Origin of the sequence: Kluyvera georgiana ATCC 51603 (assembly GCF_001654985.1) — a bacterium.
Lineage (GTDB): Bacteria > Pseudomonadota > Gammaproteobacteria > Enterobacterales > Enterobacteriaceae > Kluyvera > Kluyvera georgiana.
Window position 1 is genome coordinate 23,078 of the sequence record NZ_LXEU01000030.1, and the last position, 13,346, is coordinate 36,423.

General features: G+C 55.7%; 14 protein-coding genes. 8 read left to right on the forward strand and 6 right to left on the reverse strand.

All coding sequences use genetic code 11. From position 1 onward, the window contains the following. The first annotated feature begins 3 nt into the window (after positions 1-3). The 6 genes from lepB to acpS all read left to right on the forward strand — a co-directional run bounded on the left by lepB (position 4) and on the right by acpS (position 4,706). Positions 4-978, forward strand: coding sequence for a signal peptidase I (gene lepB / locus M989_RS06310; protein ID WP_064543443.1), 975 nt, complete (start codon positions 4-6; stop codon positions 976-978). A gap of 218 nt (positions 979-1,196) precedes the next feature. Further along, positions 1,197-1,877, forward strand: coding sequence for a ribonuclease III (gene rnc, locus M989_RS06315; RefSeq protein ID WP_064543445.1), 681 nt, complete (start codon positions 1,197-1,199; stop codon positions 1,875-1,877). After that, the gene (era, locus tag M989_RS06320) at positions 1,874-2,779 is read left to right on the forward strand and encodes a GTPase Era (RefSeq protein WP_064543447.1); all 906 of its coding nucleotides are present in this window, start codon (positions 1,874-1,876) and stop codon (positions 2,777-2,779) included. Before rnc ends, era begins: the two co-directional genes overlap by 4 nt. A gap of 11 nt (positions 2,780-2,790) precedes the next feature. Then, on the forward strand, positions 2,791-3,498 hold the full coding sequence (gene recO, locus M989_RS06325) for a DNA repair protein RecO (protein WP_064543449.1): 708 nt from the start codon (positions 2,791-2,793) through the stop codon (positions 3,496-3,498). Positions 3,499-3,594: 96 nt separating this feature from the next. After that, the gene (pdxJ, locus tag M989_RS06330) at positions 3,595-4,326 is read left to right on the forward strand and encodes a pyridoxine 5'-phosphate synthase (RefSeq protein ID WP_064543451.1); all 732 of its coding nucleotides are present in this window, start codon (positions 3,595-3,597) and stop codon (positions 4,324-4,326) included. Next, positions 4,326-4,706 carry a holo-ACP synthase gene (acpS, locus tag M989_RS06335; protein ID WP_064543453.1) on the forward strand — a complete coding sequence of 127 codons (381 nt, stop codon included), beginning with the start codon at positions 4,326-4,328 and terminating at the stop codon, positions 4,704-4,706. Before pdxJ ends, acpS begins: the two co-directional genes overlap by 1 nt. Here the strand turns inward: acpS and M989_RS06340 are convergent. Together M989_RS06340 and M989_RS06345 are read right to left on the reverse strand one after the other, a co-directional pair. After that, the gene (locus M989_RS06340; RefSeq protein ID WP_064543456.1) at positions 4,703-4,963 is read right to left on the reverse strand and encodes a YfhL family 4Fe-4S dicluster ferredoxin; all 261 of its coding nucleotides are present in this window, start codon (positions 4,961-4,963) and stop codon (positions 4,703-4,705) included. The genes acpS and M989_RS06340 overlap by 4 nt on opposite strands. Before the next feature lie 93 nt (positions 4,964-5,056). Continuing rightward, positions 5,057-5,905, reverse strand: a complete 849-nt coding sequence (locus tag M989_RS06345; protein WP_064543458.1) for a MurR/RpiR family transcriptional regulator — start codon at positions 5,903-5,905, stop codon at positions 5,057-5,059. Between the two features lie 226 nt (positions 5,906-6,131). Between M989_RS06345 and yfhb the strand changes: the two genes are divergently transcribed. Both yfhb and tadA read left to right on the forward strand, forming a co-directional pair. Next, positions 6,132-6,767: a phosphatidylglycerophosphatase C gene (gene yfhb / locus M989_RS06350; protein WP_064543460.1), complete on the forward strand. Its 636-nt coding sequence runs from the start codon at positions 6,132-6,134 to the stop codon at positions 6,765-6,767. A gap of 65 nt (positions 6,768-6,832) precedes the next feature. Then, positions 6,833-7,336 carry a tRNA adenosine(34) deaminase TadA gene (gene tadA, locus M989_RS06355; RefSeq protein WP_064543462.1) on the forward strand — a complete coding sequence of 168 codons (504 nt, stop codon included), beginning with the start codon at positions 6,833-6,835 and terminating at the stop codon, positions 7,334-7,336. A 10-nt stretch (positions 7,337-7,346) separates the two neighbouring features. Here tadA and M989_RS06360 read toward each other — a convergent pair whose 3' ends face one another. The 4 genes from M989_RS06360 to mltF all read right to left on the reverse strand — a co-directional run bounded on the left by M989_RS06360 (position 7,347) and on the right by mltF (position 13,253). Then, positions 7,347-8,183 (reverse strand): helix-turn-helix domain-containing protein, encoded by an 837-nt coding sequence (locus M989_RS06360; protein ID WP_064543463.1) that lies wholly within the window; start codon positions 8,181-8,183, stop codon positions 7,347-7,349. Positions 8,184-8,219: 36 nt separating this feature from the next. Then, positions 8,220-10,199, reverse strand: a complete 1,980-nt coding sequence (locus M989_RS06365; RefSeq protein ID WP_209438756.1) for an alpha-L-rhamnosidase-related protein — start codon at positions 10,197-10,199, stop codon at positions 8,220-8,222. Then, positions 10,199-11,560: an MFS transporter gene (locus tag M989_RS06370; protein ID WP_064543465.1), complete on the reverse strand. Its 1,362-nt coding sequence runs from the start codon at positions 11,558-11,560 to the stop codon at positions 10,199-10,201. Before M989_RS06370 ends, M989_RS06365 begins: the two co-directional genes overlap by 1 nt. A 154-nt stretch (positions 11,561-11,714) precedes the next feature. Continuing rightward, positions 11,715-13,253 (reverse strand): membrane-bound lytic murein transglycosylase MltF, encoded by a 1,539-nt coding sequence (gene mltF / locus M989_RS06375; protein ID WP_064543467.1) that lies wholly within the window; start codon positions 13,251-13,253, stop codon positions 11,715-11,717. Positions 13,254-13,346: the final 93 nt, after the last annotated feature.

Below are 13,346 nucleotides of genomic sequence, written 5' to 3' on the forward strand. Positions count from 1 at the left end.
GGCATGGCGAACATGTTTGCCCTGATTCTGGTGATTGCCACACTGATCACGGGCGTTTTGTGGTGCGTTGATAAGTTTATCTTCGCGCCCAAACGACGGGAACGTCAGGCGGCGGCGCAGGTCGCCACCGGCGAAGCGCTGGATAAAAAGATGCTGAAAAAAGTCGGCCCGAAACCGGGCTGGCTGGAAACCGGCGCGTCGGTCTTTCCGGTGCTGGCGATCGTGCTGATCGTGCGCTCGTTTATTTATGAGCCGTTCCAGATTCCCTCCGGTTCGATGATGCCAACGCTGCTGATTGGCGACTTTATCCTGGTGGAGAAATTCGCCTATGGGATTAAAGACCCGATCTACCAGAAGACGATTATTGAAACGGGCCATCCGAAACGCGGCGATATCGTGGTGTTTAAATACCCGGAAGATCCGCGTCTGGACTACATCAAACGTACCGTCGGCTTGCCGGGCGATAAGGTCACTTACGATCCAATCGCCAAGCAGGTGACGATTCAACCGGGGTGCAGTTCCGGCCAGGCGTGCGGTAGCGCGCTGCCGGTGACTTACTCCAACGTTGAGCCGAGCGATTTCGTCCAGACCTTCTCCCGCAGCAACGGCGGCGAGGCGACCAGCGGCTTCTTTGAGATGCCGCAGGGCGAGCGCAAAGCAGACGGCGTGCGGCTGGATCAACGTCAGGAAACGCTGGGCGATGTGAACCACCGCATTCTGACCGTGCCGATTGCTCAGGATCAGGTGGGGATGTACTACCACCAGTCCGGCCTGCCGCTGGCAACCTGGATCGTCCCGCCGGGGCAGTACTTCATGATGGGTGATAACCGCGATAACAGCGCAGACAGCCGTTACTGGGGCTTTGTGCCGGAAGCGAATCTGGTCGGTAAAGCGACCGCTATCTGGATGAGCTTTGAAAAACAAGAGGGCCAATGGCCTACCGGCGTGCGTTTAAGCCGCATTGGTGGGATTCATTAATCCTCTGTTCGACTTCACGCGGCGGCCAAGTGTGCGTCGCGTGAATTATTTAGTTTTAATCTATTCAAACTAACGACATCCCTTGTCGTTGCGTATAGAATATCCCCCCGAAGTTTCGGATGTCTCTTATGGGAGACACGGCACACGAAACCGCGTTGGTTTTCCTCAGGTCTGTTTCGTGTGCTGCATTGTGGACGCATTTATTTATTTGGTATCGCATGAACCCCATCGTAATTAATCGGCTTCAACGGAAGCTGGGCTACACTTTTCTTCATCAGGAGCTGTTGCAACAGGCGTTAACGCACCGCAGTGCTAGCAGCAAACATAACGAACGCTTAGAGTTCCTGGGCGATTCCATTTTAAGCTACGTGATCGCAAACGCGCTCTATCACCGTTTTCCACGCGTGGATGAAGGCGATATGAGCCGCATGCGTGCGACGCTGGTGCGTGGTAACACGCTGGCTGAGATCGCGCGTGAGTTCGAGCTGGGTGAATGCCTGCGCCTGGGGCCGGGCGAGCTGAAAAGCGGCGGCTTCCGTCGGGAATCTATCCTGGCGGATACCGTTGAAGCGTTAATCGGCGGGGTGTTCCTCGACAGTGATATTCAAACCGTCGAGAAGCTGATCCTCTCCTGGTACCAGACCCGTCTGGACGAAATTAGCCCGGGCGATAAGCAAAAAGATCCAAAAACACGCTTGCAGGAGTATCTGCAAGGCCGCCATCTGCCGCTGCCATCTTATCTGGTGGTTCAGGTGCGTGGGGAAGCACACGATCAGGAATTTACTATCCACTGCCAGGTTAGCGGCCTGAGTGAACCGGTGGTCGGCACAGGTTCCAGCCGTCGCAAGGCGGAACAGGCTGCCGCCGAACAGGCGCTGAAAAAGCTGGAGCTGGAATGAGCGAAGAAAAAACCTACTGCGGATTTATTGCCATCGTCGGTCGTCCGAACGTCGGCAAATCCACACTGTTGAACAAGCTGCTCGGGCAGAAGATCTCGATTACCTCCCGTAAAGCGCAGACCACGCGCCACCGTATTGTGGGCATCCATACCGAAGGCGAGTACCAGGCGATCTACGTCGATACTCCGGGCCTGCATATGGAAGAGAAGCGTGCCATCAACCGTCTGATGAACAAGGCGGCCAGCAGCTCTATCGGTGACGTTGAGCTGGTGATTTTCGTGGTCGAAGGCACCCGCTGGACGCCGGATGACGAAATGGTGCTGAACAAACTGCGCGAAGGCAAAGCGCCGGTGATTCTGGCCGTCAACAAAGTGGATAACGTGCAGGAAAAAGCGGATCTCCTGCCGCATCTGCAGTTCCTCGGTAGCCAGATGAACTTCCTCGATATCGTGCCTATCTCTGCGGAGAGCGGGCTGAACGTGGACACCGTAGCCGGTATCGTACGTAAGCACCTGCCGGAAGCAACACACCATTTCCCGGAAGACTACATCACCGACCGTTCACAGCGCTTTATGGCTTCGGAAATCATCCGTGAAAAGCTGATGCGTTTCCTGGGGGCTGAGCTGCCGTACTCGGTGACCGTTGAAATCGAGCGCTTCGTCTCTAACGAACGCGGCGGCTACGACATCAATGGTCTGATCCTGGTCGAGCGTGAAGGGCAGAAGAAGATGGTGATTGGCAACAAAGGCGCCAAGATCAAAACCATCGGTATTGAAGCCCGTAAAGATATGCAGGAGATGTTCGAAGCGCCTGTTCACCTGGAACTGTGGGTGAAAGTGAAATCAGGCTGGGCGGATGACGAGCGCGCGCTGCGCAGTCTCGGTTACGTCGACGATCTCTGAGAATAACCCCGATGGAGGGCTGGCAGCGCGCATTTGTTCTGCATAGTCGCCCCTGGAGCGAGACCAGCCTGATGCTGGACGTCTTCACGGAAGAATCGGGTCGCGTGCGCCTTGTGGCAAAAGGCGCACGTTCCAAACGTTCCAACCTTAAAGGTGCGCTTCAGCCCTTTACCCCTCTGTTAGTCCGTTTTGGCGGGCGTGGCGAAGTGAAAACGCTGCGTAGCGCTGAAGCTGTTTCGCTGGCACTTCCTCTGAGCGGTATTACGCTGTATAGCGGTCTGTACATCAACGAACTGGTGTCGCGCGTGCTTGAGCATGAAACCCGCTTTTCCGAACTCTTTTTTGACTATCTGCACTGTATCCAGGCGTTGGCTGGCGCAACGGGTTCGCCTGAACCGGCGCTGCGCCGCTTTGAGCTGGCGTTGCTAGGGCACCTTGGCTATGGCGTCGACTTCCTGCACTGTGCCGGCAGCGGCGATGAGGTGGACGACACCATGACCTACCGCTACCGGGAAGAGAAAGGGTTTATTGCCAGCGTGGTTATCGATAACAACACCTTTACCGGCCATCAGCTGAAAGCGCTAGCTAACCGCGAGTTTCCGGATATTGATACGCTGCGTGCAGCGAAACGCTTTACCCGCATGGCGTTAAAGCCGTATCTTGGCGGGAAACCTTTGAAGAGCCGCGAGTTGTTTCGACAATTTATGCCGAAGCGGTAACACTGATTGCACCCATCCCGCTTTTCACCCTTGCCTCTTTGGGGGAAGGGCTGGGGTGAGGGGAACGAAGTTAAAAATAAAAACACGAGGATTGTCATGGCTGAATTACTGTTAGGCGTCAATATTGACCACATTGCCACCCTGCGTAACGCACGCGGCACCGCTTACCCGGACCCGGTACAGGCCGCGTTTATCGCCGAGCAGGCCGGCGCGGATGGTATCACCGTGCATTTACGTGAAGATCGTCGCCACATCACCGACCGCGACGTGCGTATCCTGCGCCAGACGCTGGATACCCGCATGAACCTGGAGATGGCTGTAACCGAAGAGATGCTGGCCATTGCCTGTGAAACTAAGCCGCATTTCTGCTGCCTGGTGCCGGAAAAACGTCAGGAAGTGACCACCGAAGGCGGTCTGGACGTTGCCGGTCAGTTTGACAAAATGCGCGATGCCTGCAAACGCCTTGCCGACGCGGGCATCCTGGTGTCGCTGTTTATTGACGCCGACGACGCGCAGATTAAAGCCGCCGCTGATGTGGGCGCGCCGTATATTGAAATTCACACCGGCTGCTACGCCGATGCCGCCACCGATGCGGAACAGGCCAAAGAGCTCGAGCGTATCGCGAAAGCCGCGACCTACGCCGCAAGCCTGGGCCTGAAGGTTAACGCGGGCCACGGTCTCACTTATCACAACGTGAAAGCCATTGCTGCGCTGCCGGAAATGCACGAGCTGAATATCGGCCACGCGATTATTGGCCGGGCGGTGATGAGCGGCCTGAAAGAGGCGGTGGCGGAAATGAAGCGCCTGATGCTGGAAGCGCGCGCGTAATGGCGATTCTGGGGCTCGGGACAGACATTGTCGAAATCGCCCGTATTGAAGCGGTGATTGCCCGTAGCGGCGATCGCCTTGCGCGTCGGGTGCTCAGCGATAATGAGTGGGCCATCTGGGAGACGCACCAGCAGCCGGTGCGTTTTCTGGCAAAGCGTTTTGCGGTGAAAGAAGCGGCGTCGAAGGCGCTGGGCACCGGTATTCGTAACGGCCTGGCGTTTAATCAGTTTGAAGTTTTTAACGACGAAATGGGCAAGCCGAAACTGCGTTTATGGGGAGAAGCGAAGTTACTCGCCGAGCGTATGGGCGTGGCTCACATGCACGTGACGCTTGCCGATGAGCGTCACTACGCTTGCGCGACGGTGATTGTCGAAAGCTAGATTTTGTCCGCGTGGTGCAGCTGGACAAATTTATCCCACAGCTGCTCTTCGCTTTCCAGATGTGCCGGATCTTTCAGAATCGTATTCGGGATCGGGCACACTTTCTGGCAGGTTGGCGTTTCGTAATGGCCGATGCACTCGGTGCAGCGATCGTGGTCGATCTCATAGATGCTATCACCCATCGAAATGGCCTGGTTAGGGCATTCCGGTTCGCACATATCGCAGTTGATACATTTTTTGGTGATTAACAGCGCCATCAGTAAATTCTCAGTAACTCGATCAACAGGGCGCGCATTATACGCGCATTTTCCACGCAGGCCATACCTTTTCTGTGGTCATCGCACCGCAGATCAAACCAGCTTTTTCACCAGCGCCTCGCTGTGGCGAATACGCTCCGGCGCCTTTTCCAGATCCTGCTGCACCAGGCCCATAAACAGGAGATCGGTGAGCATCATCTGCGCGCTGGTGGAGGAAATCGCGGCACTGCGCGTTGCCTGCTCTTCGGCAATGGTATAAAGGCAGTGCGTCGCGCGCTGCTGTAGCGCGTTGGGCGAAAAGCCGGTAATGGCGAGCACTTTGCCGCCTACCCGTAACGTTTCGTCGGCGGCGAGATTGATCTCGCGACGCGCGCCGGAATAAGAGATTGCCAACAGCAGATCGTCCTGCGCCATCGCCTGAACGGTGGCGAGCAGGGCGTGCATATCAAGCTCCGCCACGGCGTTGAAGCCAATTTTCATCAGCTTCCAGCTAAAATTACGCGCCACCAGCCCGGAAGCGCCAATGCCGGTGAGAATGATGCGCCGCGCGCCGCGTAGCAGGTTGATGGTCTCCAGCAGTTTGTCTTCACTGTTAACGTCCAGTGAAGCATGCATTGCCGCGACGTTATCTTTAATTAGCTTCTCGCCGACCAGCCGTAGCGGATCGTCGCCGCAAATCTGATTATGCACCGGCACCGAGTGCGGGTTGACGTTGCTGGCCAGCGCCTCGCTGAGCGCCAGCTTCAGCGCCGGGAAACCCTTAAAGCCCAACTTTTGGGCGAATTTCACCACGCTGGACTGACTGACGCCAGCCTGACTGGCCAACTGCTGTGAACTTAAATGACGCGCCTGGTCCGGCTGCGCCAGAATAAAATCCGCCAGTTTACGATCGCTTTGCGCCAGCTGAGGATAACGCTGGCGGATACTGATTAGACAATTCATAAGAACCTCATGGGCAAGATCGCCACCTTGCGCCAGAACATCGTTCTGATCATCTGCAAGAATTATGTATTCTATTATACCGGAATATACCGAATTAAATATTCCATGCACCGGCAAAAACGCAACTCTTTTCGCGCATCACGTCCGTTAAGTCGCCGTTTGGCGAAAGACGGTTGGCAATCTGCTAGTCTGTGGGATGATTTGCTCAGGAATACAGGAGACGCTTTTGACTAGCCACTCTCGCCGCGTGGTGTTTTTCGACCTTGACGGTACGCTGCACCAACAGGACCTGTTCGGGTCGTTTATCCGCTATTTGCTGCATCGCCTGCCGCTTAACATGCTCTTGGTGCTGCCGCTGCTTCCCGCCATTGGGTTGGCGATGCTTATCAAAGGTCGCGCGGCCCGCTGGCCGATGAGCGTTCTGCTGTGGGGCTGCACCTTTGGGCGGCGGGAAGCCACGCTCAATGCGCTGGAGGCGAGCTTTATTATCTGGTTTCGCGCTACGGTGACGCCCTTTCCGGTGGTGCAGGCGCGTTTAGACAACTATCTCCAGCATCATGAAGCCGACGTGTGGCTGATTACCGGCTCGCCGCAAACGTTGGTAGAGCGTGTCTATGCCGATGCGCCCTGGATGTCGCGCGTGAACCTTATCGGCAGCCAGATGCAACGTGCGCTGGGTGGCCGGGTACTGTCGGTGCGCTGCCTTGGCCATGAAAAGGTGGTGCAACTGGAGCAGCGCCTTGGCGCGCCGCTGCGCCTGTACAGTGGTTACAGCGACAGCAAGCAGGATAACCCACTGCTCTTTTTCTGTGAGCATCGCTGGCGCGTCACGCCGCACGGCGAGCTGGAACAGCTGGAATAGCGGGCGCTGCGCTTTGCTGGATATTGTGTATAATGCGCCGCGTTTGAAAACCTGGAGTCCCGACGTTGTCCGACATTGAACAAAATCACGAATACTGGATGCGCCACGCGCTGGCGCTGGCTCGTCGTGCCTGGGAAGAGGGCGAGGTGCCGGTTGGCGCGGTACTGGTACACAATAATCAGGTGATTGGCGAAGGCTGGAATCGGCCGATTGGCCGTCACGATCCGACGGCACATGCTGAAATTATGGCGCTACGCCAGGGGGGGGTGGTGCTGCAGAACTATCGTTTGATCGACACGACCCTCTACGTTACCCTGGAACCGTGCGTGATGTGCGCGGGAGCGATGGTGCATGGGCGTATTGGCCAACTGGTGTTTGGCGCGCGTGATGCTAAAACCGGCGCGGCCGGTTCACTGATTGACGTCCTGCATCATCCTGGAATGAACCATCGCGTTGAAATCACGGAAGGGGTGCTGGCGGATGAGTGTTCGGCCATGCTGAGCGACTTCTTTCGCCATCGCCGACAGCAGCAAAAGGCGCTGAAGCAGTCGCTAAAAAATAGCCTGTAACGGGGGGTATCTACGCCACCGTCCGTTTTTCTCTTTCCGCACTCGGTGAATGTTGAAAAAAACGGCTGTAGGCTTCGGTTAAACGGGGCAATGAGCTAAACCCGCAGGCGCGGGCAATACTGGCCACCGAGCGTTCGGTGGTACGCAGCATTTCTTGCGCTTTCAACAGGCGGTAGCGTTGGACGAACTGTTCCGGCGTAAAGCCAGTAAACTCCTTGATAAACCGGTACAAAGTGCGTTTGGGAATGGCGCACTCTTCCGCCAGATGCTCCCAGATGACGTCATGTTGCAAATTGTCCCGAATGCTGCACAACAACCGTCGTTTTTTATCATCATAACGACCGCCCCGCGGTAATCTGACGCTGCTTTCCATCAGCATGCCAACAATCGTCAAAAGTATGGCTTCGGTTGTGACGAAATAAGTACTGTCATAATCATCATCCGTTTTGCTGTGAATCTCAGCTGCCAGCTGCACCACGCGCGCCAGCGCCGCTTCGTTTAATGAGGATGGCCGCTCGCGGGTCTGCATTTGAAGCTGTATAAGCAGAGGCAGCAGCGATTTTACGAACTGAAACTCGCCGTCGCGGCGCAGCAGGATATTAATCAGCGACAGATGCCGGGTGGATTCGTAATAGTGAATGTCGTTGGCGGAGACGAAGAAAAAATCGCCCTTAAAGACCAGATTGACGCGATCGTTGATGATGTGAAATCCGCAGCCCTCTTTCACGATGACGATTTCGTGAAAATCATGGCCGTGTATATCCGCCATCTCCTGATCGCGTGAACTGAACAGCGAAAACGCGTGGGTATCGGAGAGGAAGTAGTCCTGGGCGAGCATAATCTTCATTTTTCCTCTCCTGACATCGTTAAGTAACTGACATCGTTAAGTAACTGGCAGCGTTAATGCTTCCCCGGCGTGAAGCGGCCAGCTTTCGCCGTGCAGTCGGAGCACGCCGCCGCCGCGGGAGGCGCAAACCGTCAGCTGATTGTCGCGTAAGGTGAGCGTGACTTCACCCTCTTTAATCGGCAATGTGCAGTCCAGCATGCTAAAAGGCGCAAACCATGGCTCAATGGCGAAGGTTTCATACCCCGGCGTTAGCGGATGTAGCCCGATAAAGTAGCGCCCCAGCAGGTAGAGCGGGCTCGCTCCCCAGGCGTGGCACAGGCTCTTACCAAACTTGTCACCGTACATCGCGTAGTGTTCGTCGCCTTTAATATCCGGGTTGTACTCTTCCCAGAAGGTTGTGGCTCCCAGCGCCAGCATGCCGCCCCAGTAATCGCGCATCCGTTGCCAGACCACATCCTGTCGGCCACATTGGCACAGCGTATCCAGCTCGAAAAAGGTGAAGTAGGGGGTGACGATGGGGGCAATAGCCTCGTTCATCAGCACTCGCTCGACGATGGTCTGTCGCCGCTCGGGGGTTACGGTATCAAACATCAGCGCGAAGATGTTGGCATGACGAGTCACGTGACGTTTACCGCTCTCATAGCTATCGATATAGGCGCCTTGCGCTTCGTCCCAGAAAAAGAGGTCGATGTTTTTTGCCAGCTTATCGGCCCGCCGCTGCCACTCGGCAGGATCCGCACCGACGATCTCCGCGCACAGCGCCAGCGAGCGCCAGGCCTTCAGCAGCAGCATCTGTTCAGCGCACACCGCGCCGGTTTTATCGATTTCGGCCCAGTCGATAAAAATCCAGTCGCCTTCTTTACCGCGAATAAAACCGCTTTCGTCGATATCGGGCATCAGCCATTCCATCAGGCTGACCATTTTGCCGTATACCTGACGGACAAACTCCGCATCGTTGCTCATCAGGTAGTGTTTCTCAATATTAATCACCCACAGCAGCGAGTAGTCGACGATGGTATTGATATGCTGGCGCATCGGGTCGCGACCGCGAAGGGCGAGCAGGGTACGGCGGTTGATATCTTCATCGAAAAACAGATACGGGTTGATCAGCGTGCACTGCCAGGCATCGCCCGACCAGATCCAGCGGTCGCGCTTCACGCCATCAATGAAAAACAGATCGCTGCACAGGGCAAACGTCTCGCGCGAAACCTGCCAGATCTGATCGATCAGCGGGTCGTTGCTGCGGAAGCTGGCGCAGCGTGGTTTGGCGATAAATTCATGCTCCGCCGCCAAGCTGACTGCGCCATGTGCGACGTCGGGAATAAAAACGTAGCGGAAGGCGCGTTTACGGATTGTTGAATCCGGCGTGACGTTCGTCTGCGAGTAGTAGCAATATTGAGTGTCCAGCGCTTCCGCCTGGGATTCGCCATAGCACAGCGTCACCGGCGGTTGCGTATCGCTGTTGAAGCTGACCGCGAGCTGCCCATTCACGACGCGCACGAAATCGTACAGCACGCCGCCATTCATCGCGCGTTCACTCACCGGCAGCCGAGGTTCACGCTCAAAGTTAACGGCGTTGGGAGAGGTCTGCGCTGAGGTATAGAGCGCATCGCAGCCCGCCGGCGCGGTATCGATATAGTCGCTGGCAAACCAGCTTTCATCGCTGAAGATTTGCTCACCCTCGGCGCGCAGCGCGGGAAGCCCGCTGGCATTGGCGACGTAGAAGGTGAGCGTTTGCTCGCCCGCCGGGCAGGTCAGCGGGCCGTGCAGCGGCTGTTTTTTGCCGTCAATCAGCGCGTAGCCGGAACCTTCTACCTGTACGGTGAAGGTCTGCGGTTCGCTAAAACAGTAGCGGCGGGTAAAGATCACGCTTTTGCAGCAGTCTTCCAGGTGCCAATAGGCGGGCCAGTCGAAACCGCGCTCTTCGCGCTGCAGGTTTTGCAATAACGCGTGGCGGATCTCAAAGTCACCGGCCAGCCAGATCCATTTTGCGCGTGCATTACGCATTGTCATCATCAATTCCCCAGACCTTCTGCATTCAGTAATTTTTGTTCTGCGAGCTGCTTCTTAATCTCTTCATACTGGTTATCGAGAGTATAAAAACGCCCCATCCACAGCATCGAAACCACAATTAACCCCGCCGGGATCCACAGATAGCAGGCTTTAATCGCCATAATCGCCGCCGCCGACTGCTGCGCTTCCGCGACGTAACCAGTAGCCGAGAGCATAAAGCCGCTCAATGCCCCGGCTGCCGCCATCGCCACCTTGCCGATAAAACCGTTTACCGAGGTAAGAATACCCGCCGTGTTGATGCCGGTTTTCCACTCACCGTAGTCCACCGGATCGGCCTGCATGGAAAAATAGATAGCATTACGTTGCCCGAAGCCCAGCGCCAGCAGCACCGCGCCGGACATCAGCCCCCAGACGTTGACGCCGGAGAGCATCATAATGACCATACCGCCGAGGTTGACGGCGCAGGCCAACTGATACACCTGAATCTTGCGCAGCCGTTTGGCGAGGAACGGTACGGTCAGCGTACCCAGCAGCGGCACAAATGAGGCGATACCTGCCGCTACGGAGGTGAGGGCGGTATTGCCGACGTAATATTTAAAGAAGTAGATAAGCGCGCCGGACTGTAAAAAGAACGCGCCCCACATAAAAAGAATATTGATGGCGAACACCTTCCACGGCGTGTTCTCTTTGAGCCCCTGCCAGGCGCGGCGCAGGGTCATCTTTTCCGGCGTAATGGCGTAACGCTCTTTCACGTTGCAAAAGCTGACAAACAGAAAGAAAGTCGACAGCACGCCGAACAGCGTGGCGGTATAGATAAATCCACGGTCCTGATTTCCGTTGCCCAACCAATTGACCAATGGCAACGTGGCGACCGAGACAATCGTCGAACCAATAAAACTGAACATTATTCTCACGGAGGATAGCACGGTACGCTCATGCGCATCGTTGCTTAAGAAAGGCAGCATCGCGTTATACGGAATATTGACCACCGTAAACATCACCGATAATAAAAAATAGGTGATAAACGCCCATATTAGTTTGCCGGTAGTGCCGAAGTCTGGAATATAAAAGGCGAGAATACATAACAGGCCAAAAGGGATGGCGCCAATCGCCAGCCACGGACGACAGCGGCCCCAACGGGTACTGGTATTATCAATGAGGATCCCCATTAATACATCCGTGACCCCGTCGGCCAGGCGCGTAATCAAAAACATAATGCCGATATAATAGGCAGGGAGCTTCATGATATCGGTATAAAAATACATTAAATATAATGAAATTAATTGCCACACTAAATTACAGGAAATATCGGCTACGGAAAAACCAAGCCGTAATCTCCAGGGAGACGCCGTTTTTGTTTCCATACAAACCTCATTGAACTCATGGGATAGTTGGCCGTATTAGCGATACGACCTGAGCATAGAGGTATTAGATAACAGCGTCTTTGCCGAGTCATCGGCTTGATTTGGCACTGGCGCGGAAACGAGCGTGACGCTGTCGGCGTTTTTGAACGGTAATCTAGTGTTTCGCCGGAAAATAGAGCAGAGAGGCGTCGTTGCCGCTCTGGTTGTCCTGGCGTAAAAAGGAGAACAGCCCGAAAAGGTTGTTGTCGCGGTGAAGCTCATCCAGGGTCACCACCGGGTAAGCCTCCGCGATCTCCAGGCGCTCCGTCGCCTTCTTCTCTTTTTCCTGCAAATAGCCTACCAGGCTTATCTGGTACTTCCGGATGTTCTCGACGTAGGCATAGGCCTCATGGCCGCGCGCGTAGCCATAGGTCAACTTGCTATACCATGCCTTCTGGCTGAGCAGCGGCAGACGCTGTTTGACGTCCGCCCAGCTATCCGGGTTGCCTTTTTGCCTGGCCGTCAGCGCGCGGGCGTCGAGCATATGGGCGTAGCCCATGTTATAGGCGGCGAGCGCAAACCAGATTTTCTCTTCCTGCGGCACGCTGTCCGGTACCTTATCCATCATGTCCTGCAAATAACGCATGCCGCCGCTGATACTCTGCTCGGCGTCGGTGCGATCGCTCAGACCTAAGCTCTGAGCGGTATTTTTGGTCAGCATCATCAGGCCGCGTACCCCGGTCGGCGAGGTTGCCAGCGGGTCCCAATGCGATTCCTGGTAGGAGATGGCCGCCAGCAGCTTCCAGTCTATTGCGCTGGCGTACTTTTCAAAGAGCGGCTGCAGGTCGGGCAGGACGTTATCCACCGCGCGCAGGAAAGAACGCGTATCGACGTAGTCAAAGTCGTCGCCGTGCCCAAGGTACTTTTCCTCCAGGCGGGCGAGGGTGCCGTCTTCATTCATATTATTGAAGAAGTCGAGCATCGCCGCTGAAAGCGTATTGTCGTTGTCTTTCAGGCTAAACCAGGTTACCGGCTGTTCGTCAGTGACGTCGAGAGCCACCGCCAGCTCCGGGTGTACGCGCTGGAACAGGCCGATGGCGACGGAATCCGCAATCGTGTAGTTGAGCTTACCGTCGATGACCGCCTGCATGAGATCGACCGAGCCGCGTTTATCATCCACCGTCCAGGCCAGATCGGGGTATTTCTTCTCTTTAAGCGTCTGCAGGTCGTTGATGACTACCTGCCCCGGCGCGACGGTGAGTTGGTCTGCGGTGACGTTGCTCAGACTACGCGGGCGGTAGCTGCCAACGCGGTAGACCAGCTGTTGTGATACGGAATAGTAGGTTGGCCCTGGCTGGTAGCTTTGTACGCGTTCGCTGTTATAGACCAGGCCTGCAGCCAGTAAATCGGCATCGCCGTGGTCCAGGTCGTCAAACAGCTGGCTGATATTCTGGCGTACGGTCACCTTTAGCTTGACGCCGAGGTAGTCGGCAAACTGTTGTGCCAGCTCGTAATCAAGCCCATACACTTTGCCGTTAATGGTGGCGTAGGTCAGCGGCGACTGCACGGTACTGACGCGCAGCTCCCCCCGCTCCACAATCGCGGCGATGCGGTTCTCTGGTTTGCCAAACCAGGGGAGTGAGGGCCAGAGGGCCGCTGCCAGCAGCAACGTGACGACGCCGATGAGCAGATAATTAATCTTTAATTTTTTCAAATAGTTAATTCGCTGCAGTATCCGTGGAGGTCCCTGATAACATTACGGTTTGTTACAGAATGAGCGGCATTTTGCTTAAGATTACGCCAGTTG